Here is a 25,252-nt window from a genome sequence, read left to right on the forward strand (position 1 = left end):
TATGGCTAACCATAAAAAAGAAAGATTATACAAGTTATAATATTTTTTTTATAATGTATTCAATATTTACTTTAGGAGGTACTTATGCTTACGACTGCTCTTTCTGGTGGGATCATTGGTCTGATATTTGGATTCATTTTGCAACGAACTCGTTTTTGTATGACGGGTGGTTTTCGAGACATGTATATTGCACGTAATAATACCTTATTTTACGCTTTCCTTATTGCAATCACAGTAGAAAGTATAGGAGTGCTTTTCCTGATTAAATTAGGTATTGTTGGAAATCCCTATGAAGAATTTTCCGTGTTAGGAGCTATTGTGGGTTCCTATCTATTTGGAATTGGAATTGTTCTTGCGGGGGGATGCGCCACAGGAACGTGGTATCGTGCAGGTGAAGGACTCTTAGGTAGCTGGGTTGCACTATTTTTTTATATGACAAGTGCAGCAGCTATGAAATCAGGATTCCTTGTACCTTTGAATCAATCAATAGCTAAGCGATGGGTGATTAACGATGATTTAGCGAGTCAATTAGGAATTCCGGTTTGGTATCTTCTTGTTTTCTTAGTAGTTATAACAAGTTTCTTTATAATTCGAGAGTTACGTAAGCCCAGACGTCAGATTGCTTCGCTTCCACCAAGATATAAGGGAGTGAGACACTACCTATTTGAGAAAACTTACCATAAATATTTTGCAGGACTTCTAATTGGTTTTGTTGCTTTAATTGCTTGGCCAGCTAGTCAGCTGACTGGTCGTGTTGGAGGGTTAGGAATTACAACACCATCAGCACATCTAATTAGTTATATTATTACAGGCGATAGTAAGCAACTTGGTTGGGGTGTTTTTCTTGTATTGGGTATTTTTATCGGTTCCTTTCTTGCTGCAAAGGGATCTCAAGAGTTTCGCTGGCGTTTGCCAGACTTGCCAACCATCGGTAAGAGCACACTAGGAGGTATTTTTATGGGAATCGGTGCTTCTTGGGCTGGTGGCTGTACAATTGGTAATGGTTTAACAGCTACAGCAATTTTTTCTAGTAAGGGATGGATTGCTTTGCCAGTGACTATTTTAGGTGTTTGGACGGCTTCCTATATTATCTTTGTAAAACCAAACAAAAATTAAGAGGAGAATATAATATGACTTTGGTAAAACTTGAAACTGGTGGACTGGTATGCCCATTTCCATTGATTGATGCGAAAAAGAAAATGGCTGAATTAGCTGTTGGAGATGAGTTGTTGATTGCTTTCGATTGTACGCAAGCAACGGAAAGTATTCCAAACTGGGCTGCAGATAATGATTATCCTGTAACTCGCTTTGACCAAGTCGGTCCTGCTTCTTGGGAAATTGTGGTTCAAAAACGTTGAGTTAGCTAAGCGAGTCGAGAAAATTTAAAGATCAATTTTGTAATGAAAATATCTTATGGAGTACTATCTCTAGAAAAATAATATTCTTCGAGTAGTAGAGGGATTTGAGTATTAGAGAGGATCCTCCCGAAAAAATTTGTAAAACTATTAAAAATAAACCACTTTTTTACTCCCTCTTACGAATAGATAGGTGGAGGTAAAAAATGTATAACAAAGTAATTTTAATTGGACGTTTGACAGCAACACCTGAAATGGTTAAGACTGCTAGTGATAGGTCTTTTACACGTGTCACAGTTGCGGTTAATCGTCGCTATAAGACGCAAAATGGTGAGCGTGAGGCTGATTTTATCACAGTAGTAGTTTGGGGTCGTTTAGCTGAGACATTGGCATCTTATGCTAGCAAGGGAAGTTTAATTTCTCTTGATGGTGAGATTCGCACTCGTAAGTATGATAAGGATGGTCAAACTCATTACGTTACTGAAGTGCTTTGTTCCTCTTTTCAACTTCTGGAGAGTCGTGCTCAGCGTGCTGTTAGGGAAAATAATCCTGATAATGACTTGGCTGACCTGATTTTAGAAGAAGAACTTCCCTTTTAGTTTATCCTTTGTACTTGCTGTTTAAGTCTTCAATCTTTAAAGCAATAACTCCAAAAAATCATTATCTTGTTCCATACCTTGTTTTAAAGAATTATTGGAGACGGAATATTAAACATTTATTAGACTAATAAATAGTAAAATTAGATAAGATTTAGGGCGATAGGTGTTTGAAAGTATAGATAGAGTAGAGAAGTTTATTCGAAAAACCTTTAAATGTAGTTATAACATATTTTTTGCTGTTTGGTGTATTAGCCAAAATAGTGGACACAATTAACAATTTTCTTTCATTAAAATCATTTTTTTATTACCTATTTTTAAATTAAATGATAGAGGTTTCGTGATAAACTATAGGTGGGTAATGCCTACTCTAAAAATTACTTTTATAGTAAGCATTACTTGTTTGGAATGAAAGTGTTAAATATCACAACTATAATACTATGCTTGCAATTGTTTGAGACGGTTACGTTTTAGTTTATTGTTGTGAGGCTATAGATCGATTCAATGATTTCACAGACAATTGACTGTAACACTCCGACTGACATATAAATTAGGATGTTAAGTGGTCGTTGACTTTTCGTCTAGCCTTGGGGAGAACACATTGGTGTGATTCCTAAGACTCACCAAACTAATGTGTTTGAAGCTAGGATGATTCGTCTTAGCTTTTTTTGTACCCTTTAGAAAGGGAATGTTTTTCTTATGCTATAATAATAGAAAGACTAAGCGAGACGCCATCTCGTAAATCTTGGAACAGGAGTAAGACTAATGCTTGACTATAGCCAAGAAGAGAAAGAGTTTTTTATGTCTGAGGCTCTTAAGGAGGCTCAAAAATCTCTAGATAAAGCAGAAATTCCAATTGGTTGTGTTATTGTTAAGGATAGAGAAATCGTTGGTCGTGGGCATAATGCGCGTGAGGAACTCAACCAAGCTATTATGCATGCGGAGGTCATGGCCATTCAAGAGGCCAATAGGACAGTGGGCAACTGGCGTTTGTTAGACTGCACCCTTTTTGTGACTATTGAACCCTGTGTCATGTGTAGTGGAGCCATTGGTCTGGCGCGTATTCCCAAAGTTATCTATGGAGCATGTAATCAAAAATTTGGTGGTGCAGGTAGCCTTTATGATATCTTAAGAGATGAGCGTCTCAATCATCGCGTAGAAGTTGAGACTGGTGTCATGGAGGAGGACTGTGCTAAGATTATGCAAGACTTTTTCCGCCAGAGCCGCGAACGCAAAAAAGAAGCCAAACGATTGGCTAAATTAGAAGTCGTGCAAGATATGTAAAGACAAAATGCAAGCCAAAAGAGCTTGCATTTTTCAATGGGAGATTAGAGGGAGTCTTGTTTTTTTGAAGGATCTTTAAGTCACTCTTCCTTAGTCTTATGTTTTTCTTGTTCTCTTGTCAAAAGAAAAATAGGTATGAAGAGTATAAGTGTCCAAAAAGCTGACTTCAAATTAGTGTCAATAATTGGTGTTCCTAATCGTTCATGAAAGATTAGGTTGATTAGGAGTATGAGAAATAGGCTACTGATAATTCCAGCTAAAGCGATTTTTACGAGTAAATAGTTGTTCATTTTAGGGAATTGATTAGCAGTAGTACTATTTGTTTGATTTCTTGTAAGCTTCATAAGTTATCATTCTCAAAATCTTGGAGATGTCAGTTGAAGTTAAGTTCTTTTATTAGTGTTTGAGATTGCAGAAAGATTTACCCGCAGCATAGCTTAGATCATAAGTCAGTTTTGCGCCAGCAATTCCTACTGAAATAGCAGCCCAAGGAACTGTACCACCTGATACGATTTCGAGTTCTTGAGTAGTCATTTTCTTACGGTTGTTGATTGTTTTAGTCATTGTTCTTATTGTTCTTTCTTCTTATCGAGCAGTATCCATGTAGCCGTTGTAGGCACCAATACATACAAGCGTTCCAATAGGTTCTGAAGCAAGACAGAGACCTCCAACGGAAAGATTTATTTTCCATCCGCCTCCTGTTACTGTAGCCAAATCAGCCGTGTTCCTGTCTTTGTTAATCATTGTCATTTTCCTTCTCCTTTTTTATTCTTGGTTAGTTTTATAATTCCTTAGCCCCTAACCACGAGTTAAGAGATACCCTAAGTATGACTTCTCCTTTCAATAAAGTCAGTTATGTCACTAGCTTTTGGTGCTTTCCTCAAGCTGTGGATTTATTATAAGGTGAAGAGAAATAAAAAAGTAGTGACATTTCTGTTACTATGGCATTGCTAGGGTTTATCAAAGTTTATACTGATGAAAGAAAATAATGAGCTTCGATGAGGGATAATTCCATCTAGTCTTGTCTTAAGTTTCCTACTTGCAATCACTTCGATTTATGGTATAATATTTCTCGGAGCAACATCTGTGCGTGAAGCGGGTCAGGGGAGGAATCCAGCAGCCCTAAGCGATTTCAGGTGTGTGCTCTTTTTTTTGTGTCGAGGAGGATTTATGGCCAATTTTAGCGTTTTTAAAAATCAAGAAAGCCTTTTTGCTTGTCCTATTTGTCAGGCTTCAATGCATTTGGACCAGTCTAGCTTGGTTTGTCAGAATAGGCATACCTTTAATATCGCCAAGCAGGGCTTTGTCAATTTTTTGAGACAGAACAAGGGAGATAAACACTATGATATGGCTTCTTTTGAAAATAGGAGTCAGATTCTTGCGGCAGGCTACTATGATTCCATCCTGGAGGTGATTTCCGAGCGTTTGCGTGACCTTCCTAGACATTCGCATGTTCTAGATGTTGCCTGTGGTGAGGGCTATTACAGCCGTCAGTTGGCTTTAGCATTTGACAAAGATTTCATGGCCTTTGATTTGTCTAAGGACTCCATCCTTCTTGCGGCTCGTCAAAATCCTCAGAAAAATGTGGCATGGTTCGTTGGTGATTTGGCTAAACTGCCCTTGCGTGAACACAGCATAGACCTGATTTTAGATATCTTTTCGCCAGCTAATTATAAAGAATTTGGACGACTTTTGACTGATCAGGGGTTGATTTTCAAGGTTATTCCTCATGAAGATCATCTTAAAGAGTTTCGCCAACTATTACCGGAGGTGCATGCTTACTCTAATCAGGATGTTTTGGAACATTTCCAGGAATCCTGTGAACTTTTGGAGCGTGTGACTATTGTCAGGACTTGGTCTATGCCACCAGAACATGTTCAAACATTTGCAGAGATGACACCTCTTTTCTTCCATGTTGATAAGAACAGTTTAAATTTGTCCTCGGTGACGCAATTGACAGTTGCAGGAGAGTTACTGATTGGTCGTATTAAAAATGATAAGTAATCCTAACGGTTATTGGGATTTTTTTGATGGGAAATTTTCTTGGTTAGTTTGTTTGATTCTCTTAAAAGGTGTATGATAAAGAATAAGAAATCTTGAGTAATGAGTAAAAAGGCGATGATGAATAACGTTTATAAGAACTATATTTTTGATTTTTATGGAACCTTGGTTGATATCCTAACCGATGAGAAAGATCCTGAGTTATGGGATAAATTAGCCCAACTTTACCAAGCTTATGGGACGGATTATAAGGGTGAAGGTCTTAGAAAATCTTATGCTAAGCGTGTGGCACTGGCTCGTAAGGAGTTAATAGAGCTTAAAGGAGTAGCGTATCCAGAAGTTGACTTAACTCACATTTTCAAACAGCTTTATGTAGATGGTCGACCTCAGTCTAGTTGCCTTCTTTATCAGCTAGAGGATTGGGGCCAATTGATAGCTATAGTCTTTCGCGTCTTATCTCGTAAGCACTTGTTAGTTTATCCGCATACCAAGGAGGTTTTGACCTTTCTAAAAGATCAGGGATGCCATCTTTATCTCTTGTCTAATGCTCAAGCGGCCTTTACGAACGCCGAGATTGACCTAATGGAGTTAAGATCTTGTTTTGATACCATTTATTTGTCTTCGGATTCGGGTATCTGTAAGCCTCAACCAGAATTTTTGAAGCAAGTTCTAGATGACTATGGGTTGAACCCATCTGAGACTGTCATGGTGGGAAATGACTTGACGACGGATATTGCTGTAGCTAAAGCGGTTGGAATTGATGGAATCTTGTTGAATACTTTTCCTTATTCTCGTCAAGAGCTGGAGACATCCCCAATCAAGCCAGACCGAGTGATTACAGATATAGAGGATCTAAAGACAGTTTTTACATAAAAATACATTCGATTTGGCAAAAGTAAAGACAATTATCAGAATTTTTGGTATAATGATTCCTAACTTTATGTGAATGGAGAATCTCATGACTGCACAAAAAATGTCTGCACAAGAAATTATTGCTTTTATCGGTAATGCAGAAAAGAAAACAAATGTTAAAGTAACTTTTGAAGGGGAATTGGCAACTGCTGTTCCAAGTTCTGTCACTAAGCTTGGTAATGTTCTTTTCGGTGACTGGAAAGATATCGAGCCACTTCTTGCAAATTTGACGGAAAATAAGGATTATGTTGTGGAACAAGATGGCCACAACTCAGCTGTTCCATTGCTTGATAAGCGTCACCTTAACGCCCGTATCGAGCCAGGTGCCATTATACGTGACCAAGTAACGATTGAAGACAATGCCGTCGTTATGATGGGTGCTGTAATCAATATCGGAGCGGAAATCGGTGCAGGTACTATGATTGATATGGGTGCTATCCTTGGTGGTCGTGCTACTGTTGGTAAAAACAGCCACATTGGTGCGGGTGCAGTCCTTGCTGGCGTGATTGAACCAGCTTCAGCAGAGCCAGTACGTATCGGTGATAACGTGCTTGTTGGTGCTAATGCTGTTGTGATTGAAGGTGTTCAAGTAGGTAACGGTTCAGTCGTTGCCGCTGGCGCTGTCGTTACTCAAGATGTTCCTGAAAATGTGGTTGTAGCAGGTGTTCCAGCTCGCATAATCAAGGAAATCGATGAAAAAACACAACAAAAGACAGCACTCGAAGACGCTTTGCGTAACTTGTAATATATTGATAGTAGAGGCCCGTAAGGCCTCTATTTCTAGATTCTCTATAAAATAAATATAAACAAAAAGGACAAAAACATGACACTTGATTTAATCAAAATCAGACGAGACCTTCACCAAATTCCCGAAATTGGTTTGGAAGAATTTAAAACGCAAGCTTATCTCTTAGAGCGTATTGCTGAAATGACTGAAGGTAAGGACTTTGTGGAGCAACGTACTTGGCGTACAGGAATCCTTGTTTTTCTTCATGGTTCTGCGCCTGAGAAAACTATTGGTTGGCGTACAGATATCGATGGTCTACCAATTGTAGAGGAAACAGGTCTTGACTTTAAATCTATTCATGAAGGTCGTATGCATGCTTGTGGTCACGATATTCATATGACGACAGCGCTTGGTCTCTTGGACCAGATGCTTCAAGTACAGCCTAAAAATAACATGCTCTTCCTTTTCCAGCCAGCTGAAGAAAATGAAGCTGGTGGTATGCTTATGTATGAGGATGGTGCCTTTGGAGATTGGTTGCCAGATGAGTTCTATGGGCTCCATGTCCGTCCGGATTTTAAGGTAGGAGATATTGCTACAAATACGAATACCCTTTTTGCAGGAACTTGTGAAGTACTCGTTACTTTCAAAGGTAAAGGAGGTCATGCCGCCTTTCCACACGAGGCTAATGACGCTCTTGTAGCAGCTTCTTACTTTATTACACAGGTACAAACTATTGTTAGTCGTAATGTTGATCCTATCCAAGGCGGCGTAGTTACCTTTGGTTCTTTCCATGCAGGAACGACCAACAATGTTATCGCTGAAACAGCAGAGGTCTATGGTACTATTCGTACTCTTACTCAGGAAATGAGTCTCCTCATCCAGAAGCGCGTGCGCCAGATTGCAGAAGGCGTAGCAGCTAGCTTCGGTATGGAAGTGGATATCATGTTGAAACAAGGTGGTTATCTCCCTGTGGAAAATAATCCAGCCTTGGCTAAAGAGTTGATGGCCTTCTTTGATGCTAGTCCAGCAGTGAACTTGATTGATTGTTTGCCAGCCATGACGGGCGAGGATTTTGGTTATTTGCTTAGTAAGGTTCCTGGTGTCATGTTCTGGTTGGGGATTGATACGCCATATGCACTTCACCATCCTAAGATGAGTCCAAACGAAGAAGCTCTTGCTTTTGCAGTGAGTGAAATTGGTAAGTTCCTTAAATACAAGGCAGAGGACTAATGATAGTTGACAAAGCTAAAAAACTACCAAATCTGATTTTTGGTAGCTTTTTTGATATGATAAACCTATGAAAAATAAACTTAGAAAAACGGTCTTGTCTCAGTTGACTTCACAAGAACCTGAGACTAAGGCTGAGATAGATAAAAATTTTTTGGAGAAATTGATTGCCTTACCTGCTTATAAAGATGCCCAGGTGATTGCGACCTATTTGGCTTTTCCGCATGAATATGATACCAGTCTCTTAATCAAGCAGGCCTTAAAGGATGGTAAGCGTCTTTTGATTCCCAAAACCTATAAACAAGGTCGAATGATTTTTGTGGATTACGATCCAGATAATCTTGTTGCAACCTCTTTCGGCTTGATGGAACCTGCCTCTGATTTGGCAGTGGAAAAATCAGAGATTGATTTGATTCATGTGCCGGGAGTAGTTTTCAATGCTGAAGGCTATCGTATTGGTTACGGAGCAGGTTACTATGATCGCTATTTGTCTGATTTTGAGGGGGAGACAGTTAGCACGGTTTATCCCTGTCAGGAAATGGATTTTATTCCATATAGCCATGACATCGCCGTTAGGGAGGTTATTACATGCAAGTAAGTGAATGGAAGAAATACCCTGCAACCTATCTATTGTTGGGACTCACGATGCTGACTTTTATCTGTCAATATCTTTTAAATAGCTTTCAAGCGACGTCACCTCTTAGTCTCTTTAAGACGGGGGCTATGTATGGGACTTTCGTTCAATACAAACCCTTAGAACTTTGGCGTCTTATAACACCTATTTTTGTTCATATAGGTGTCGAGCATTTTATTTTCAATATGCTTACCCTTTATTTTATGGGGAGGATGGCTGAACAGATTTTTGGTACTCTGCGTTTTCTAGGGCTTTATTTACTAGCTGGTGTTATGGGAAACGCCTTTACCTTGTTTTTTACACCTAATGTTATTGCAGCTGGTGCTTCGACCTCCTTGTTTGGCCTATTTGCGGCTATTGTGATTCTTGGTTATTACAGTCACAGTCCCTTACTCAATCAGTTGGGCCGTAATTATTTGGCTTTGATTGTTATTAACTTAATCTTCAACCTATTTACACCTAGTGTTGGGATTACAGGTCATATCGGTGGTTTAGTTGGAGGTGCTCTGGCAGCTATCTTTTTGGCCAATAAGGTTGAAAGTCGCCTATTTAGTAAGGGGTGGCGCTTCACTTCCCTTTTAACTTACGTTACACTCTTGCTAATTGTTCTAGGCTTTACTTATCTTTAAATTAAATGAAAAATCCATCGAATATTATGAACAGCTCCCTGTCAAGTGGACAATGAAATAATAAAATATTAGGCGACGGCCTTGTTCCTCATTTCAAGAGGGGCAAGGCCGTTATTGCGCTCTTGAAAACGTTGATGATTGTAAAAATAGATGTAGGCATCAATATCTGAAACTAGCTCCTCAAAAGTCTTATACTTCTTCAAATCATAGCACTCCGTCTTAAAGTGCCCAAAGAAACTCTCAATTGGTGCATTGTCAATACACTTACCAACACGAGACATGGAGCGGGTCATCTGATACTGGGTAGTTAAACGGTAATAATCTTTCGAAGTATACTGCGAACCTCGGTCGCTGTGAATTAATGGTGTCGCATTAGGATTAGCTTTTTGTGCTTTACGAAGTGTTTCCAATACCAATTCGTTATCATTAAATTGACCAACTACATAGGCGACAATTGAGCCGTCGTAAAGATCCTTAATAGCACTCAAATAGGCTATACAGCTGAAACCGTACTTCAAGAAAGTCACATCTGTACACCATTTCTGATTTGGAGCAGTGGCTGTAAAATTACGATTGAGAATGTTGTCCTCTACATTGACAAAGCTAGTTTTAGTACAATAGCCCTTGGCTCTTCTGATAATGGAACGTAGACCTAGAATGTGCATCAAGCGTCGAATCCGCTTCTTGTTGTAGTTTGTTTCAAGCTTGCGATTGACAAATAGCGTCATACGACGATAACCAAGAATACCATTATGCTGGCTATGAAGTTTCTTGATGATATCCATCAAGCCTAAATTTTCCTGTTCAGAAGTTGTTTCTTGATGTTGTAACCACTTGTAATAGCCTGAGCGAGATACCTTTAGAATATGGCACAAGTGGCTGATAGAAACCTCTTCATACTCATCCGCATATTCTTTAATCGCTTGGAAGGTTTCCAAGTGCCGACCAAGTCTTACCGTCGGTTTCGTCGTTTGATTTCTTCTAACTTTTTTAGCAGGCCGTTCTCCATTTCAAGATACTTAATCCGCTCTTCCTGTTGCTTGATTTTGAGGCGTAACTCTTCTTCTGGAGTAAGGTTTGGTTTACTTGTAAGACCTTTTCCACGACGATCTAGGAGACCGTTAGAACCGTCCTTCTCGAACTTTCTGACCCAAGAATAGATCTGCTGGTAGGAAACACCATACTTCTCAACAGCCCCTTGGTAATCTTTCTCGTAGGCAAGGGTAAAATTGACAATCTCAATTCGTTCTTCAAATGTTGTCTTGCGTCCTTGCTTCATGCGTCTCATTCCTTTACTAGTAGCTTTCAGTTCTTTACCACTAGTATAACTTTTTATCCATGATCTGAGAACATAAGGGTCAGAAATTCCATATTTTTTGGTCAGATCTTTGAGACTTCCCAAGCCATTAAGATAGTCGGAAACAGCTTGTTCCTTTAGTTCCTTACTATACTTCTTCCATTGACGGCTTTCCTCTAGCCCATCAACACCAGCTTCTTTGTACTTCCGAACCCAGTTCGATAGGGTGTCTTTAGAGATACCTTGGTTTCTAGTTAACCAACTAAGTGATTTACCTTCTTCCAAGTGAAGCAGAACAATTTCTAGTTTCTCAGATACAGATTTTGGACTTCTTTTGGACATAATAAAACTCCCCTTATAGTTTCTAGTGAAAATTTTTATTTTTTCACTGTCCACTATAAGGGGAGTATATCACAGCACATAATGATAAGCAGTTTTGCATAGGTAGTGTAAAATAAGTTGTGTAAACACAAAAAGGAATAAATCCGTTATAGTAGAGTTGCAAAACATTACTAGAAAGAGATTTATTCCTATGACTCAGTTTACCACAGAACTACTTAACTTCCTAGCCCAAAAGCAAGATATTGATGAATTTTTCCGTACTTCTCTTGAAACAGCTATGAATGATCTGCTTCAAGCAGAGTTATCAGCCTTTTTAGGGTATGAACCTTACGATAAATTAGGCTATAATTCTGGGAATAGTCGTAACGGAAGCTATGCACGGAAATTCGAAACCAAATATGGGACTGTTCAGTTGAGTATTCCTAGAGATCGTAATGGGAACTTTAGTCCAGCTTTGCTTCCCGCTTATGGACGTCGAGATGACCACTTGGAAGAGATGGTTATCAAACTCTATCAAACCGGTGTAACGACTCGAGAAATTAGTGATATCATCGAGCGAATGTATGGTCATCACTATAGTCCTGCCACAATTTCTAATATCTCAAAAGCAACTCAGGAGAATGTCGCTACTTTTCATGAGCGAAGCTTAGAAGCCAATTACTCTGTTTTATTTCTTGACGGAACCTATCTTCCCTTAAGACGTGGAACCGTTAGTAAAGAATGTATTCATATCGCACTTGGCATTACACCAGAAGGACAGAAGGCTGTTCTTGGATATGAAATCGCCCCAAATGAAAACAATGCTTCTTGGTCCACCCTGTTAGACAAGCTTCAAAACCAAGGAATCCAACAGGTTTCTCTTGTAGTGACCGATGGCTTCAAGGGGCTTGAAGAGATTATCAATCAGGCTTACCCATTAGCTAAACAACAACGTTGCTTAATTCATATTAGTCGAAATCTAGCTAGTAAAGTGAAACGAGCAGATAGAGCGGTTATTCTGGAGCAATTTAAAACGATTTATCGTGCTGAAAATTTAGAAATGGCAGTGCAAGCTTTAGAGAACTTTATCTCCGAATGGAAACCAAAGTATAGGAAAGTCATGGAAAGTCTGGAGAATACGGATAATCTTTTAACTTTTTATCAGTTTCCCTACCAGATTTGGCATAGCATTTATTCGACAAACCTCATTGAGTCTCTTAACAAAGAAATCAAACGTCAAACGAAAAAGAAGGTTCTTTTTCCTAAGAGAAGGCTCTGGAACGTTATTTAGTTACCCTGTTTGAAGATTATAATTTCAAGCAAAATCAACGCATCCATAAAGGGTTTGGCCAATGTGCTGACACACTTGAAAGCTTATTTGATTAACATTCTTCAACTCTACTTGAGTGTTTACACATAATTATTGACAGTATCTAATCTTTAAGTATATTTAAGTGATAAGAGTTTCATAATTAGTATGAAAAAAATAGAAGAGCATAGGCTCTTCTATTTTTTATCATACCTCAATCCCATCGCGTTGATTGAGACAATCACGGTTGAGATTGACATCAGGACTGCTGCAATGAGAGGGTCAATATAAAATCCTGTAAATGGATAAAGAATACCCGCTGCAACAGGAATAGCAATAATGTTATAGCCTGCTCCAAACCAGAGGTTTTGTTTCATTTTTCTAAGCATGCGTTTGGAGATGTTAATCATATCCAAGACGTCACTTGGATTGGAGTTAACTAGGACGACATCAGCGGTACTGATAGCAACCGAAGTTCCTGCTCCAATCGCAACACCAATCGTAGCAGTTGCAAGGGCTGGGGCATCATTGACACCATCACCAATGAAAAGAACACCGGCTTTCTTTTGGTATTCTTTCACAATTTCTGCTTTATCTTCAGGTTTTAATTCCGCTCTAAATTCGGTAATATTTAGTGCACTAGCAATTTTTTGAGCAGTTTCTTTATTATCACCCGTGAGCATAACAGGGGTAATTCCTTGGGCTAATAAACCATTAATAAAGGCTTTCGCGTCTGCTTTAGGAGAATCTCCTAAGGCAATAAATCCTAAAACATCTTGTTGTTCATTGATTAGGAAAGATAAAGTTAAACCTAAATCTAAATATTGAGCAATCTTTTGTTCATCATAAGAAAGTTGATTTTCACGAAGATATTTATAGTTAACAATTTGATAAAAGTTTTGATTAACTTGCCCTTTAATTCCAACTCCTGGAATATTTTCAACCGCTTCAACTTTTAGATTTTTAAGAGGTTTAGCAGCTGAAACGATTGATTGAGCAATCGGGTGAGTGGAACTTCCTTCAAGTGCTGCCATGATTTGGAGAATGTCTGTTTCATCAGTAAAATCAATAACATCACGGACAATAAACTTACCGTCAGTTAATGTTCCTGTTTTATCCATTAAGGCATATTTAATTGTATTTATTTTTTCCAAAGAGGTTCTGTTTTGAATTAATAAACCATTTTTAGCAGAAATACTGGTTAAGCGAGAAACAACAAGTGGAACCGCAAGACCTAAAGCGTGTGGACATGCAATTACAAAAACAGAAACCGCAAGAAGTAGAGCAAAACTAAAGTTAGAACTAATTGTCCAAAAAATTAATGAGAAGATACCGACAATAAGTGCAACATAGAAAAGGTAACCAGCCACTCTGTCAGCCATATTTTCCAAATTAGATTTTTGAGCTTGGGCTTTCTTGACTAATTCGGCCACTTGATTGAGAAATGAATCTTTTCCAAGGGCTGTGACTTTCATCTCAAATGGTTGGTTTAGATTGAGGGAACCACCATAAACAAGGTCATTTGGTTTTTTATTGACTGCTCGGCTTTCACCAGTAATCATCGACTCATCAACGAGCGCTTCACTTAATATAAGGCCATCTGCAGGAATTTTTTCATTTTCTTTCACTAAAAGCAAATCGCCAACTTTTAGTTCTGAAAGCTCCACATCCTTCCCACTTTTTAAGTGAGCTTTTTTGGGAACAAGGCTTGCTAAATCTTTCAATGCATCGCCAGCACCCATGATTGCTTTCATCTCAATCAGGTGACCAATCAACATAATGACAATTAAAGTTGCCAGTTCAAACCAGAAGTTCATGCCCATATGTCCGTTAAGACTCATAATTGTGGCATAAACAGAATAAGCATAGGCAACGGAAATTCCCATTGTAATCAGCATCATCATGGCTGGCTTACGGCTTTTTAATTCACCTTTTGCTCCTCTAAAAAAAGGAGTCCCAGAGTAAAAGAAGATAATTGTACCAAGGATAAGTTGCAAAATTTCACTTCCGGGGAATTTAAGGATAGTAAAGCCAGCGATTGGTGAAATGAGTAGAAGCGGAATCATTAGAATGATAGCCACTTTGAGCTTTTTACTCATATCACCCATATGCATCATGTGTCCTCCATGATTCATCATATCCATATTGTCCATATCATGCATATTATCCATATTGTGCATGTTGTGCATCTCATGATTTTTGTGCTTCATATCCACCATTTCATGATTGTGATGATGCTCAGACATCATTTCTTCGTAATTAGACGAATGAGTTTTATTTGACATATTTTCCTCCTAAATGAATGCTTTGAAATTTCTATCTGTATATAGTTTACATTTGTAAACTATCAAAGTCAAAAATTTTGTATTCTATAAATGTTACGAAATAATAATCGATATGTTTCTTTTGTAACTTAAATATATGGATACTATCAATAATTATATGTAAACACTCAAGTAGAGTTGAAGAATGTTAATCAAATAAGCTTTCAAGTGTGTCAGCACATTGGCCAAACCCTTTATGGATGCGTTGATTTTACTTGAAATTATAATCTTCAAACAGGGTAACTAAATAACGTTCCAGAGCCTCCTCTTAGGAAAAAGAACCTTCTTTTTCGTTTGACGTTTGATTTCTTTGTTAAGAGACTCAATGAGGTTTGTCGAATAAATGCTATGCCAAATCTGGTAGGGAAACTGATAAAAAGTTAAAAGATTATCCGTATTCTCCAGACTTTCCATGACTTTCCTATACTTTGGTTTCCATTCGGAGATAAAGTTCTCTAAAGCTTGCACTGCCATTTCTAAATTTTCAGCACGATAAATCGTTTTAAATTGCTCCAGAATAACCGCTCTATCTGCTCGTTTCACTTTACTAGCTAGATTTCGACTAATATGAATTAAGCAACGTTGTTGTTTAGCTAATGGGTAAGCCTGATTGATAATCTCTTCAAGCCCCTTGAAGCCATCGGTCACTACAAGAGAAACCTGTTGGATTCCTTGGTTTTGAAGCTTGTCTAACAGGGTGGACCAAGAAGCATTGTTTTCATTTGGGGCGATTTCATATCCAAGAACAGCCTTCTGTCCTTCTGGTGTAATGCCAAGTGCGATATGAATACATTCTTTACTAACGGTTCCACGTCTTAATGGAAGATAGGTTCCGTCAAGAAATAAAACAGAGTAATTGGCTTCTAAGCTTCGCTCATGAAAAGTAGCGACATTCTCCTGAGTTGCTTTTGAGATATTAGAAATTGTGGCAGGACTATAGTGATGACCATACATTCGCTCGATGATATCACTAATTTCTCGAGTCGTTACACCGGTTTGATAGAGTTTAATAACCATCTCTTCCAAGTGGTCATCTCGACGTCCATAAGTGGGAAGCAAAGCTGGACTAAAGTTCCCATTACGATCTCTAGGAATGCTCAACTGAACAGTCCCATATTTGGTTTCGAATTTCCGTGCATAGCTTCCGTTACGACTATTCCCAGAATTATAGCCTAATTTATCGTAAGGTTCATACCCTAAAAAGGCTGATAACTCTGCTTGAAGCAGATCATTCATAGCTGTTTCAAGAGAAGTACGGAAAAATTCATCAATATCTTGCTTTTGGGCTAGGAAGTTAAGTAGTTCTGTGGTAAACTGAGTCATAGGAATAAATCTCTTTCTAGTAATGTTTTGCAACTCTACTATAACGGATTTATTCCTTTTTGTGTTTACACAACTTATTTTACACTACCCTTCAGGGCCCAACACAACAAATTGGGGGAAGATTAAACACTAATAAAGGGTTGAAGGAGAGAAAAATGACTGATGAAGTAATGACTAAAAAAAACATTTACTTAGTGTCAGACGTTGACAAAGCTAGGGAACTTGAGGCATACATCGTAAGTACTAAAGATGGAATGGAAGTCTTTGGACTTATCGGTTGTGATGAACTTGAGGAATTAACAGATACTCAACGAGAATTTGTTCAGAGCGATGAAGCAATGCGATTTAAGAGCAACTAAATGATTAAATTGAGTCTCTATAATTTCTGTAGTGGGTGAAACCACTGTAGAGATTATAGAGATTTTTGAGTGCACATAAAAAGCCCCATAAGAACTATAATGAAAAGTGACCAAACCATCATTAGGAAGAACTTATGAGAGTTCTTTTTTACTATCGAGAGCGTCATTAAGTCGCAGAAAAGTATTTTTTGCAATTCTTACTACAATTCTTTTGCAGTGAGTAATTCTTAATTTATTGTATCGTCACTGTTGTTAGAAATCAGCCTTACACCGCTTTTCGACAAAGGGATGTTAACCATGTTTGCTTCCGTCCTTTTTTATTTGTGACTTTATCAAGTATAGTAAGAATTAGATAGCACTATTTCAAACTTAGGTAAAGAACTACTGTGGTTAAAATGTCCTGTAGCCCATTATTACTGACACACGCCTAGCTATTTCTCCAAACCCATATCATAAGACTCCCTTAGATATAGAAACTAAGCTTGAGCTTGAAGGAAATTCATTTATCGAAAAATATCCGCCATCCTCTTACCTTATAGAGTCACGATATTTTTTATATGCTTCATAAAACATGACATGGGCTTTAAAAATATCTTTATCATATGGCGTATCAAAACAATCATTGTCTAGTAAGAATTGATTCGTTATAACAAAGGCACTAACTTCGGTTAGATTATTCCTTTTTGCATCATCTACACGATGATTTCCGTCAATCACACGATTTAATTGTTCAAATTCAGACAAAATAATAATTGGTTCACTTGACACTTCTATTATATCTTTTGGCTTAGTATAGAAAATAGTTGATGAATCTAAACTATTGAAGTCTGTTCCCGAGGGGGTAGCCTCTTTGAAATTTTGGACTGCAATAGTTTCCGTTGTAATACTTCTATTTTGAATAGATTGTTTAATTTTGTTGATTGAAAGACCGATTCGACACGGGAATAGTCCACCAAAGTCAATCTCCATTTGATAATAATTCCACCAATCGTTACGATTTTCATCGAAGAAGTAACTAGTAGGAATATGTGCAAATGCTTCAGCAATTAACCGTATTTGCAAAGGGTTCAAAAAACCGACTGCTTGGAACCGCTCTAAGTACATAAAATATCGTTTAGCGATTAGGTTCCCTGGCTCTCCTGATACATTCTTACGTTCTTTGGCAAGTTTATGCCTTTTTTGCTTCATTTTTTTATGTTTCATAACTTTTTCCTTTCCAGGACAACTGACCTATATTGACTTTTTATATCATATATGTTATAATTATATCAAATAAACCCAATAAAGGGAAATAAATTATGGAAAAGCCTTCCGCTCGTTGGAAAGGTAATGGTGCTTGATGGATAACAATAAGAACCTCTCAAATCCAGAAACAGCAAGTAATAGCGTTACTCCTAAATTAACCTTTGATTATTATGACGAAGACGAATTTAGATCATTTTTAAATTCTCTCCCCACATCTGTAGTGGCCAAAGTTATTGCAAAGATACAATACGTTTCTACTGTCGGGATAGTAGAAGCCGTGGCTAAGCAGGTAGTCAAAAAAGTAGACCGAAAAAAGGATATCTATGAGCTTAGAATTGATACGAAAGGCCTTTTCGCCCGTTCATTATTCTTCCGTTTAGAAAAAGCTAGCGAAGATGAAAATGATGTGACTCCACCTACTTATATCATCACAAACTCTTTTAAGAAAAAAACAAATAAAACACCAACTAAGGAATTGAAGAAAGCTATCAATCGAAAATTAAACTACAGGAACAAGCGATGATATAAACTGGATTCTTGCAATCCGGTTTTAAGGGCTGAAAAAAATTCAACCTTTAAAACTGGACTGAAAAGTTTAGTGAGAAATTGGACTATATATTAAGGAGAAATGTTCATGAAAGAAATCACACTTACACCGCTAGATAAAGTGGATAGAAACGGGTTTCTTGCTTCATACTTGGCAGAAAGGAGTCAACAGGAACCTGAAATTCTACAGCACTATAACGATGAAATCGAGTGTATAAAGCTATCGCATAAAATTAAACAATTAAGAGAAAACATCAATTTAACTCAGCAAGAACTCGCTGATCGTATGGGAAAAAGTCAGGCTAGTATCGGACGTATAGAGAATGGCACCGCTAATCCAACATATAAAACATTGGAAGAAATTGCCGCTGCAACCAATACTAGATTAGTTGTTGACTTTGTTCCAATAAAGAACTAGTTTTTGTATACACTCAAAAAGCTCTATAATCTCTATAGTGGTTTTACCTACTACAGAAATCATAGAGTCTTTTTTATATTATACCCTTGTTAGAGAACAACATCATACCTTAACTACACCACAAAAGTTAGACATCGAAAGTCTAACTTTTGTGGTGTCTTTATTATGTGACTTTAAGTCCGTTTCGCTCCAAAGGTGGGAAACAAATAAACCACCCGCTATGCGGGTGCGCATCGAAGGTTATACCGTCATAACAAAAAAACTCCAAACGAGTTACAATATAGGTGTTCAAGCCAATTGTAAAGCGGAAGGAGTTAAGACTATGGCGCAAAAAGCTCACAGTTTATCACATACAAAATGGATGTGTAAGTACCACATTGTATTTACACCTAAGTATAGACGAAAAATAATCTATAATCAATATAGGAGTAGTCTGGGAGATATTTTTCATAGACTATGCCAATATAAAGGCGTTGAAATAATAGAAGGCCACTTAATGCCAGAACATGTTCATATGCTTAGGAGTAGTCTGGGAGAGATTTTTCATAGACTAAGCCAATATAAAGGCGTTGAAATAATAGAAGGCCACTTAATGCCAGAACATGTTCATATGCTAGTGAGTATTCCACCATGAATGAGTGTAGCTAGTTTTATGGGATATTTAAAAGGTAAAAGTGCATTGATGATGTTTGATAAACACGCCAATTTAAAATATAAATTTGGTAACAGACATTTTTGGGCAGAAGGTTATTATGTAAGTACGGTAGGACTTAATGAAGCCACAATTAAGAAATATATTCAGGAACAAGAGAAGCATGATATCGCTTTGGACAAATTAAGCGTAAAAGAATATGAAAATCCCTTCAGGGATAATAGTAAGTAATGCGAATGCCTCTTTGAGAGGCTTGTGACGAGTCAAAAGCAATAAGGCTTGAACAAAGTGAAAGCCAGCGTCTTTAGGCGCTGGCTGGTATTATGGGCTTATAGCCCTTGATCAAACCACCCGTTAGACGGGTGGTTATGATTTTCTATTTGTTTAGCCAACAGCAATTACAATAATGCTTTCAAAAATTAGAAGTAAGATAGCTAAAAAACTTTCTTTATTCATAGAAATTAACCTCCTATCTCACTATATGATATAATACTTTTAAGTTTATCTGGGAAATTCTCGTATATGCAAAAGAGGTGCTTTTTATGAAAAATTATGGAAAATTATTTAAGAAATTTAGAGAGTCTAGGGGATTAGTCTTAAAAGATATTGCAAAGTTAGGCGTATCAGTATCTCATATTTCCCGCTTTGAACGTGAAAATACAGATTTGACAATTAGTAAGTTTATGTCAGCTTTAAATGCAATAAATATGCCTATTGATGAGTTTATGTATGCAGCAAACGACTTTCAGAGAGATGAGTTTAATGAAATCTTAGAAAAGATTAGTTTATTTGTTTCAGCAAGGAACGTGTCAGGTATGGAAAAGTTATTAATCTCTCAAGTAGAAAAAATCGAAAAGCGTGAGACTTTTTATACTCTAAATACTATTTTAATAAAAATTCGTTTACAGGACTTATCAGACAAAAGTTACTATGATGAATCTGATATCCAATATTTATCAGACTACCTATTCTCTGTAGAATATTGGGGTTGTTACGAACTACTGTTATTTGCGAATACTGTAGATGTATTGAATCATCAAACAATGATGCTTTTATCAAGAGAAATGTGTAAACGTTCAGAATTTTACAAGGATTTACCAAACTACCGAAGGTTACACTCAACAATGCTATTAAATTGTTATATCATAAGTATTGAAAGAGATGAGTATATTGATGCGTTGTATTTTGAAAAACAGTTAAATCATAGTTGTTTTACGGAAAGTGAGATTTACGAGAAATTAGTGTTTCATTATTCAAAAAATTTATATGAATTAAAGAAGAATAGGAGCAATAAAGCTATTCTAGAAATGAAGAAGTGTATTGCTGCAATGAAGCTGGCTAATAGTGAGAATTTAGCTATAAAATTTGAAAATCATTTATCTGGAGTGTTAAAAATGTAGTTGGATTTGTGTATATGGTATAAATTATCAGTGTCAAAATTAAATGATATATTATTGATATGAGAATTATTAAATTTCCTGAACAGATTTCAGAAGATATCATTCATTATATGTTTCTAGATGATATTATCTCTTATAATTGTGAAAAGTGTAGAGGATCTTGTTGTCATGTGAATAATTCTTTATTACTTGATGCAAAGACAGCAAGTTTTCTAAAACGCACGTATCTTAAAGATTTTATTGTTAGTGATGATAGTGTTTCATTGTTGAGTTGTGGTAAAAAGTGCTGGTTTCATTCTGAATTGGGTTGTACGATAAATGATTTAGGCATGAACAAGCCATTAACTTGTGAATTATATCCTTTTCATATTAAGAAAATTCAGAACTTCTATATTGTTTCTTTTACTCCTTGTCCGACATTTCAACTGAACCTTGGTGAGGGGCAGAGGTACAAGGATATAGAGGATGTAGTTTTACGATATATTAAAACTGGGGTGCCAGTTTTTAGTCCGTCTTTGCATGTTTCAGAGGAAAGGCTGAAATATGAGATTGAGTATCAAAACGATTTTAAAAACACTTTATCAGAGTATTATCGAACAAAGACTGCCGATGGCACTACAGAGTTTAAAGAATATGAAAAATGGTATATATATTATTTAGATTTTAGATGGGGAAGTATACCCTTATCTTATACAAGTTCACAAGCAAATCAATTTTGGAATCTTTACAAGAGAGTTTGTGAAGATGTTTATAAAAAAATATCATATATACGAACAGATAACATATACTTTATTATTGCAAATCAGTTTAATAAGACAATTTCAAAGCATTTTCAGCTAAATTTTATAGATAAAGAATGATTTCTATGATTTGTTATGGGTACTTATTGATTCTTAAATAAATAGAGGATATTACGATGCAAGTTAGTGATGCTATTGCACAAATTGAATTAGCAGAAGAAGAAGTTGTTTCTAGCGGTCTATCTATTGACATTATGGAAATTAAACCTTCTGTTGCTACAGAGTTGATTGATGGACTCAAAGGTCGTTGCCCACCGTCTGTCTGATAGAACTGATTGTAGGATTAGAGTCTATCTCTAATCCTTTGGTTTTTATATTAATATTTTTGGAAGATTGCAGGGAATTAATATGACGAGCAATGTTTACTCGATTTTTTTAATTGGTACAATAAGCAAGGAATACTCAGGAATAATAGGAATAATAAACTATTTTCATTAAATTTAGCTACATTTTTAAGCTACATTTTTAGCTTTAAAATTTATGTACCAATTTTCATTGAAAAAGTTTTCTGATTCAAAGAGTCAGGTAATAAAAAATGTTATAGATTTTCTAAATAACAATGAAATATCACTCTCTAAGACCAACACTAAAATTGTTGAATTTTCAACGAAAATACCATTAAAAGTGATACAGATTGAGGTCACGAACAAATGTAACCTAAGATGTATGCATTGTTATTTACCTGATTATTCAAAGGAGCTCGATAGAAAGAAAATTTCAAGTATAGTATATGAAGCTAAGCAGCTAGGAGTAATGGATGTTGATTTCACTGGAGGCGAACCATTATTATTACAGGGATTAAGTGAAATTATCGAGGAAGTATTAAAAGAGGGAATGTGTACAACAATTTTTACAAATGCTGTATATATTCCTGAAGATTTTAAAATATTGATTCAAAGATATGATGGTATAAGACTAAAAGTTAGTTTAGATGGTTGGAATGAAACAATACATGATTCAATTAGAGGAAGAGGTACATTTAAGAGAACAATTAAGAATATTGAATATTTTAGGAGTTTAGGAGTACCTGTTACTGTTAATGTTGTTTTGAATAACAAGAATATTAGTGGAGTGAAGTATTTTTTGGAGTTGTTTGATCGATTAGATGTGAAATATGCTTTTGATAGGTTTTTACCTTTTGAAAGGAATAATCGACTATCAATTAGTGATGAAGAATTCAATAATGCTATTTTGTGTATTCCCAATATTCAAGCAAATTGTAATAATATATCCGAATCCACATTTGAATCATTTTATTGTGGTGCTGGCAATTCTTATGTGTTTATAAATTCGTCAGGTGATGTTGGATTTTGTCCGACATTATCTTCCACTAAATTTTGTGGAGGTAACATTAATGAAAAGACTTTAAATGATATTTGGATTAATTCGAAGTTCTTCAATCATATTCGAAATGTACGATGTAAGTATTATAATGAATGCCCTGCAAATTATGTTTGTCAAGGTGGGTGTAGAAGTCGAGCTCAGTTTTTCGGAGGTTCTATTGGGAGTCCCGATATACAGGAGTGCAAGTTAGCATATAATTTAACTGGGATTAAGCCAAAGTCAATGAGTTTATGAAAATATTATCTATTATTTATGATGGTGCAAGTAGAATTCCAGGAGCGAGATTTGCTCCCACAAAATATTATCAAGAAGCGATGTTATATGATAGGAAAGATTCTGATATAATTACAATTAATTTAGGTAACCAAGATTTATTTTCTATTGATTTAGAAAGTCTAAGTCGAACTATTGCTGAATCTAAAGTTCAGATTGCTTTAGGAGGAGATCACTCAGTTACTTATCTATTAGCAAAGGCCACTGTTCGAGAGGGAGCATATTTAATTGTTTTAGATGCTCATTTAGATTACTTCAAAGACTTTGAAAGTGTTGTAAAAAATTGGAATTTTTTAAGTTTTTTAACCGATATTTTTGAAAAAATAATTATCATCGGGGAAAGGAATTTTGAGTTTCCTAGTTCATTTGATAATAAAATAATCATCCTCTCAATGGAGGAGTATTGGTTAAATAAGAGTAGAGTTTTGAAAAAGTTAGATAGTTATATTGATGAGTCAAAAGATATTTACTTATCAATAGACATTGATGTTTTGGATCCATCTGTTTTTGATTCAGTATCATATCCTATTATTGGAGGATTTCAAATGAACGATTTTCTTGGAATAATTTCCAAAATTTTATGTTCTGATAAGGTATATTTTTGTGATATAGTTGAATACAATCCGATGGTTGGAAGTGATAATGCTCACATTTTTTACCAAATAATTCAATTTGTTAAATCAAAATTAAGGAGGATATAGGAAATATTGAAAATAAAAAAATATGCAGCATTGAGTATTTATTTTAATCGTTTCTCATCGTTAATCTCAGAGTATGGTTATACTATCTTGATCAACATTCTATTGTCTAGAATTTCTGTGCAATTAGTTATGTATTTTTGGGTGGTAAAGTGTTTAGCTGCAATAGTTACAAATAGGATTAATATCTCAAATAGTAAACTGAGCAGAAAATACCTGCTTATTCTGTTAGAAATTACAAAGGCAATCTTACTTTTCTTACTAGGTTTTGGATTAAACCATATAATTGTCCTATTAGTTGTATTCATAATTGAGGTTGTCAATGTATTGTTTTCCAGTTTATTATATAGTTGTGTACCAATTATTATAGACAAGGATTCATTGATTAAGTTTAACGCTAGGTATACAAGCATTGGTTCAGTATCTTATTTTTTAGCACCGTTGTTTGTTGGTTTATTTATTAATAAAAGTCACTTTTTATTGTTTGCAGTTTATGCTCTTCTTTTGATAGTGGGAGCTACTAGTCTTTTATTTTTACCAAATATTTCGACTTTAAATTTGAAAGAAGAAAGAAAAAAACAAAATTTAAACATTACATTATTTAACATTCTGAGATCCAAAAAAATTGCATTAGTTCTATTATCTGGAGTTATTGTGGGATCAATTGGAGTTGTTTATGATACTTATGAAGTTGTTTATTTAACAAAGTATCTCGGTATTAGTGATTCTATGTATTCCTTTTCCTTATCATTTTTAGCAGTTTCATTCTTAGTAATAAGCTTCCTTCTTAGCTTCGTGAAACAAATAAGTTCTCATATGAAAGCTTTCGCCTTAGGTCTTTCATTTTATGTTCTATATCTACTTTTATTTAGTACATCTTCGAACATTTATACAGTACTAATGAGTTATGTTTTTCTAGCGATAGGTCAGACAATGATGGGGATAATCGAAACCAATTATTTTCAGTTGTCACTTAACATGAAAGAATTACAGAAACTATATATTTACTCGGAGACCTTACATTCTGTATTTTCAGGCATTGCTGTTTTAGTAATAGGAAGTTTTGCCTTTTTAAGTAGTCATCTTGTTTTAGTTTTCAGAAGTCTTGCTGTTTTTGCTCTGTTTATTCTTCTGTGTTATTGTGTGTTTGTAAACCTCAAAAAACTAAGCATTGATAAGTAATATTTATAAATCAGAAAACAAGCAAATGAGATAGTTAATTTATAAAGTAGACAAACGCTATTTTGAGTGTCTGTCTTTTTTTAGTCACCTAGTCTGCATTATTGCATTGACGTCAATAGATGATTTTTTAGTAATGTTTTACTTTATACTCCCTAAAATTGAGTGTGTGAGGGATTATAGTTAAAAAACTAGGGGTAATCCTAGTTAGCGGTAGGCACTAATATAAAATTTTAATGTCACCAATAACTAAGAAAAAGTCTCTGTGAGATAGAAGTGAATTAGAGACCATGGGAAGATTGATTCAATGATATCATACGTCCCAGAGATAACATTTCCTATTAACATAGGGAACTATACATATGTTCGGAAAACAAGTATTTGTTGAATACACATGTT

25 protein-coding genes, 1 other RNA gene and 3 pseudogenes are annotated in these 25,252 nt (G+C 35.9%); 22 read left to right on the forward strand and 7 right to left on the reverse strand.

Annotated features, from left to right (window positions below; genetic code table 11):
• The first annotated feature begins 84 nt into the window (after positions 1-84).
• From NSQ85_RS02685 to tadA, 4 genes are all read left to right on the forward strand, one after another.
• Complete coding sequence (locus NSQ85_RS02685) at positions 85-1,116, forward strand: YeeE/YedE family protein (protein WP_340781094.1); 1,032 nt, start codon at positions 85-87, stop codon at positions 1,114-1,116.
• Between the two features lie 14 nt (positions 1,117-1,130).
• Entirely contained in the window at positions 1,131-1,358 is a 228-nt protein-coding gene (locus NSQ85_RS02690; RefSeq protein ID WP_002887422.1) for a sulfurtransferase TusA family protein, read from the forward strand.
• Positions 1,359-1,561: 203 nt separating this feature from the next.
• The gene (locus tag NSQ85_RS02695) at positions 1,562-1,954 is read left to right on the forward strand and encodes a single-stranded DNA-binding protein (protein WP_011226610.1); all 393 of its coding nucleotides are present in this window, start codon (positions 1,562-1,564) and stop codon (positions 1,952-1,954) included.
• Between the two features lie 762 nt (positions 1,955-2,716).
• Positions 2,717-3,235 (forward strand): tRNA adenosine(34) deaminase TadA, encoded by a 519-nt coding sequence (gene tadA, locus NSQ85_RS02700; RefSeq protein WP_340781095.1) that lies wholly within the window; start codon positions 2,717-2,719, stop codon positions 3,233-3,235.
• A gap of 80 nt (positions 3,236-3,315) precedes the next feature.
• Here the strand turns inward: tadA and NSQ85_RS02705 are convergent, their stop codons facing one another.
• Genes NSQ85_RS02705 through NSQ85_RS02715 form a run of 3 tightly spaced genes read right to left on the reverse strand, consistent with a single transcriptional unit; the run spans position 3,316 to position 3,979 of the window.
• A complete protein-coding gene (locus tag NSQ85_RS02705) occupies positions 3,316-3,579 on the reverse strand; it encodes a hypothetical protein (protein ID WP_084830827.1) in 264 nt (87 codons plus the stop codon).
• Positions 3,580-3,631: 52 nt separating this feature from the next.
• Positions 3,632-3,799 (reverse strand): class IIb bacteriocin, lactobin A/cerein 7B family, encoded by a 168-nt coding sequence (locus tag NSQ85_RS02710; RefSeq protein WP_002945733.1) that lies wholly within the window; start codon positions 3,797-3,799, stop codon positions 3,632-3,634.
• A 21-nt stretch (positions 3,800-3,820) separates the two neighbouring features.
• A complete protein-coding gene (locus NSQ85_RS02715) occupies positions 3,821-3,979 on the reverse strand; it encodes a class IIb bacteriocin, lactobin A/cerein 7B family (protein ID WP_340781535.1) in 159 nt (52 codons plus the stop codon).
• A 325-nt stretch (positions 3,980-4,304) separates the two neighbouring features.
• On the opposite strand from NSQ85_RS02715, the gene ffs reads away from it, so the two are divergent.
• The 7 genes from ffs to NSQ85_RS02750 all read left to right on the forward strand — a co-directional run bounded on the left by ffs (position 4,305) and on the right by NSQ85_RS02750 (position 9,365).
• An RNA gene (ffs, locus tag NSQ85_RS02720) (signal recognition particle sRNA small type) lies at positions 4,305-4,390 on the forward strand.
• 15 nt (positions 4,391-4,405) lie between these two features.
• On the forward strand, positions 4,406-5,239 hold the full coding sequence (locus NSQ85_RS02725) for a putative RNA methyltransferase (protein ID WP_084829132.1): 834 nt from the start codon (positions 4,406-4,408) through the stop codon (positions 5,237-5,239).
• 114 nt (positions 5,240-5,353) lie between these two features.
• Positions 5,354-6,109, forward strand: a complete 756-nt coding sequence (locus tag NSQ85_RS02730; protein ID WP_340781536.1) for an HAD family hydrolase — start codon at positions 5,354-5,356, stop codon at positions 6,107-6,109.
• An 85-nt stretch (positions 6,110-6,194) separates the two neighbouring features.
• Positions 6,195-6,893 carry a 2,3,4,5-tetrahydropyridine-2,6-dicarboxylate N-acetyltransferase gene (dapD, locus tag NSQ85_RS02735; RefSeq protein WP_340781097.1) on the forward strand — a complete coding sequence of 233 codons (699 nt, stop codon included), beginning with the start codon at positions 6,195-6,197 and terminating at the stop codon, positions 6,891-6,893.
• Positions 6,894-6,971: 78 nt separating this feature from the next.
• On the forward strand, positions 6,972-8,105 hold the full coding sequence (locus NSQ85_RS02740; RefSeq protein ID WP_002951995.1) for an N-acetyldiaminopimelate deacetylase: 1,134 nt from the start codon (positions 6,972-6,974) through the stop codon (positions 8,103-8,105).
• Positions 8,106-8,172: 67 nt separating this feature from the next.
• A complete protein-coding gene (locus tag NSQ85_RS02745; RefSeq protein ID WP_084829129.1) occupies positions 8,173-8,700 on the forward strand; it encodes a 5-formyltetrahydrofolate cyclo-ligase in 528 nt (175 codons plus the stop codon).
• Positions 8,691-9,365 (forward strand): rhomboid family intramembrane serine protease, encoded by a 675-nt coding sequence (locus NSQ85_RS02750; RefSeq protein WP_340781099.1) that lies wholly within the window; start codon positions 8,691-8,693, stop codon positions 9,363-9,365. Before NSQ85_RS02745 ends, NSQ85_RS02750 begins: the two co-directional genes overlap by 10 nt.
• A 68-nt stretch (positions 9,366-9,433) precedes the next feature.
• Here the strand turns inward: NSQ85_RS02750 and NSQ85_RS02755 are convergent.
• Positions 9,434-11,004, reverse strand: a protein-coding gene (locus tag NSQ85_RS02755; RefSeq protein ID WP_233054443.1) for an IS3-like element ISSth1b family transposase whose coding sequence is annotated in 2 segments (ribosomal slippage) — positions 9,434-10,359 and positions 10,359-11,004 — 1,572 coding nt in all. Because the reading frame shifts where the segments join, the coding sequence is not laid out codon by codon here.
• Positions 11,005-11,194: 190 nt separating this feature from the next.
• Between NSQ85_RS02755 and NSQ85_RS02760 the strand changes: the two are divergent.
• Positions 11,195-12,369 (forward strand): annotated as a pseudogene (locus NSQ85_RS02760) (IS256-like element IS1191 family transposase).
• 120 nt (positions 12,370-12,489) lie between these two features.
• On the opposite strand, the gene NSQ85_RS02765 reads toward NSQ85_RS02760, so the two are convergent.
• On the reverse strand, positions 12,490-14,577 hold the full coding sequence (locus tag NSQ85_RS02765) for a heavy metal translocating P-type ATPase (protein ID WP_340781101.1): 2,088 nt from the start codon (positions 14,575-14,577) through the stop codon (positions 12,490-12,492).
• Positions 14,578-14,764: 187 nt separating this feature from the next.
• Positions 14,765-15,939 (reverse strand): annotated as a pseudogene (locus tag NSQ85_RS02770) (IS256-like element IS1191 family transposase).
• Positions 15,940-16,094: 155 nt separating this feature from the next.
• On the opposite strand from NSQ85_RS02770, the gene NSQ85_RS02775 reads away from it, so the two are divergent.
• Entirely contained in the window at positions 16,095-16,298 is a 204-nt protein-coding gene (locus tag NSQ85_RS02775) for a hypothetical protein (RefSeq protein WP_340781102.1), read from the forward strand.
• Positions 16,299-16,826: 528 nt separating this feature from the next.
• Here the strand turns inward: NSQ85_RS02775 and NSQ85_RS02780 are convergent.
• Positions 16,827-17,501 carry a hypothetical protein gene (locus NSQ85_RS02780; RefSeq protein WP_232973243.1) on the reverse strand — a complete coding sequence of 225 codons (675 nt, stop codon included), beginning with the start codon at positions 17,499-17,501 and terminating at the stop codon, positions 16,827-16,829.
• A 136-nt stretch (positions 17,502-17,637) separates the two neighbouring features.
• Here NSQ85_RS02780 and NSQ85_RS02785 point away from each other — a divergent pair, with 136 nt between their 5' ends.
• The 9 genes and pseudogenes from NSQ85_RS02785 (at position 17,638) to NSQ85_RS02825 (ending at position 24,856) form a co-directional block, all read left to right on the forward strand.
• Entirely contained in the window at positions 17,638-18,066 is a 429-nt protein-coding gene (locus NSQ85_RS02785) for a type II toxin-antitoxin system RelE/ParE family toxin (protein WP_340781103.1), read from the forward strand.
• Between the two features lie 111 nt (positions 18,067-18,177).
• Positions 18,178-18,507, forward strand: coding sequence for a helix-turn-helix domain-containing protein (locus NSQ85_RS02790; protein ID WP_232972388.1), 330 nt, complete (start codon positions 18,178-18,180; stop codon positions 18,505-18,507).
• A gap of 322 nt (positions 18,508-18,829) precedes the next feature.
• Positions 18,830-19,390, forward strand: a pseudogene (gene tnpA, locus NSQ85_RS02795) (IS200/IS605 family transposase).
• A 311-nt stretch (positions 19,391-19,701) separates the two neighbouring features.
• Positions 19,702-20,559, forward strand: coding sequence for an Rgg family transcriptional regulator (locus tag NSQ85_RS02800; protein ID WP_232977658.1), 858 nt, complete (start codon positions 19,702-19,704; stop codon positions 20,557-20,559).
• Between the two features lie 59 nt (positions 20,560-20,618).
• Positions 20,619-21,419, forward strand: a complete 801-nt coding sequence (locus NSQ85_RS02805) for a Fe-S oxidoreductase (protein ID WP_340781107.1) — start codon at positions 20,619-20,621, stop codon at positions 21,417-21,419.
• 56 nt (positions 21,420-21,475) lie between these two features.
• Positions 21,476-21,625, forward strand: a complete 150-nt coding sequence (locus tag NSQ85_RS02810; protein ID WP_002947897.1) for a KGR family RaS-RiPP peptide — start codon at positions 21,476-21,478, stop codon at positions 21,623-21,625.
• A 214-nt stretch (positions 21,626-21,839) separates the two neighbouring features.
• A complete protein-coding gene (locus NSQ85_RS02815; RefSeq protein WP_011225904.1) occupies positions 21,840-22,937 on the forward strand; it encodes a radical SAM/SPASM domain-containing protein in 1,098 nt (365 codons plus the stop codon).
• Positions 22,934-23,677 (forward strand): arginase family protein, encoded by a 744-nt coding sequence (locus NSQ85_RS02820; RefSeq protein WP_232971806.1) that lies wholly within the window; start codon positions 22,934-22,936, stop codon positions 23,675-23,677. Before NSQ85_RS02815 ends, NSQ85_RS02820 begins: the two co-directional genes overlap by 4 nt.
• 6 nt (positions 23,678-23,683) lie before the next feature.
• Positions 23,684-24,856, forward strand: coding sequence for an MFS transporter (locus tag NSQ85_RS02825; protein WP_340781113.1), 1,173 nt, complete (start codon positions 23,684-23,686; stop codon positions 24,854-24,856).
• Positions 24,857-25,252: the final 396 nt, after the last annotated feature.

It is taken from the genome of Streptococcus sp. FSL L8-0526, from assembly GCF_038007145.1.
Taxonomy (GTDB): Bacteria; Bacillota; Bacilli; order Lactobacillales; family Streptococcaceae; genus Streptococcus; species Streptococcus thermophilus.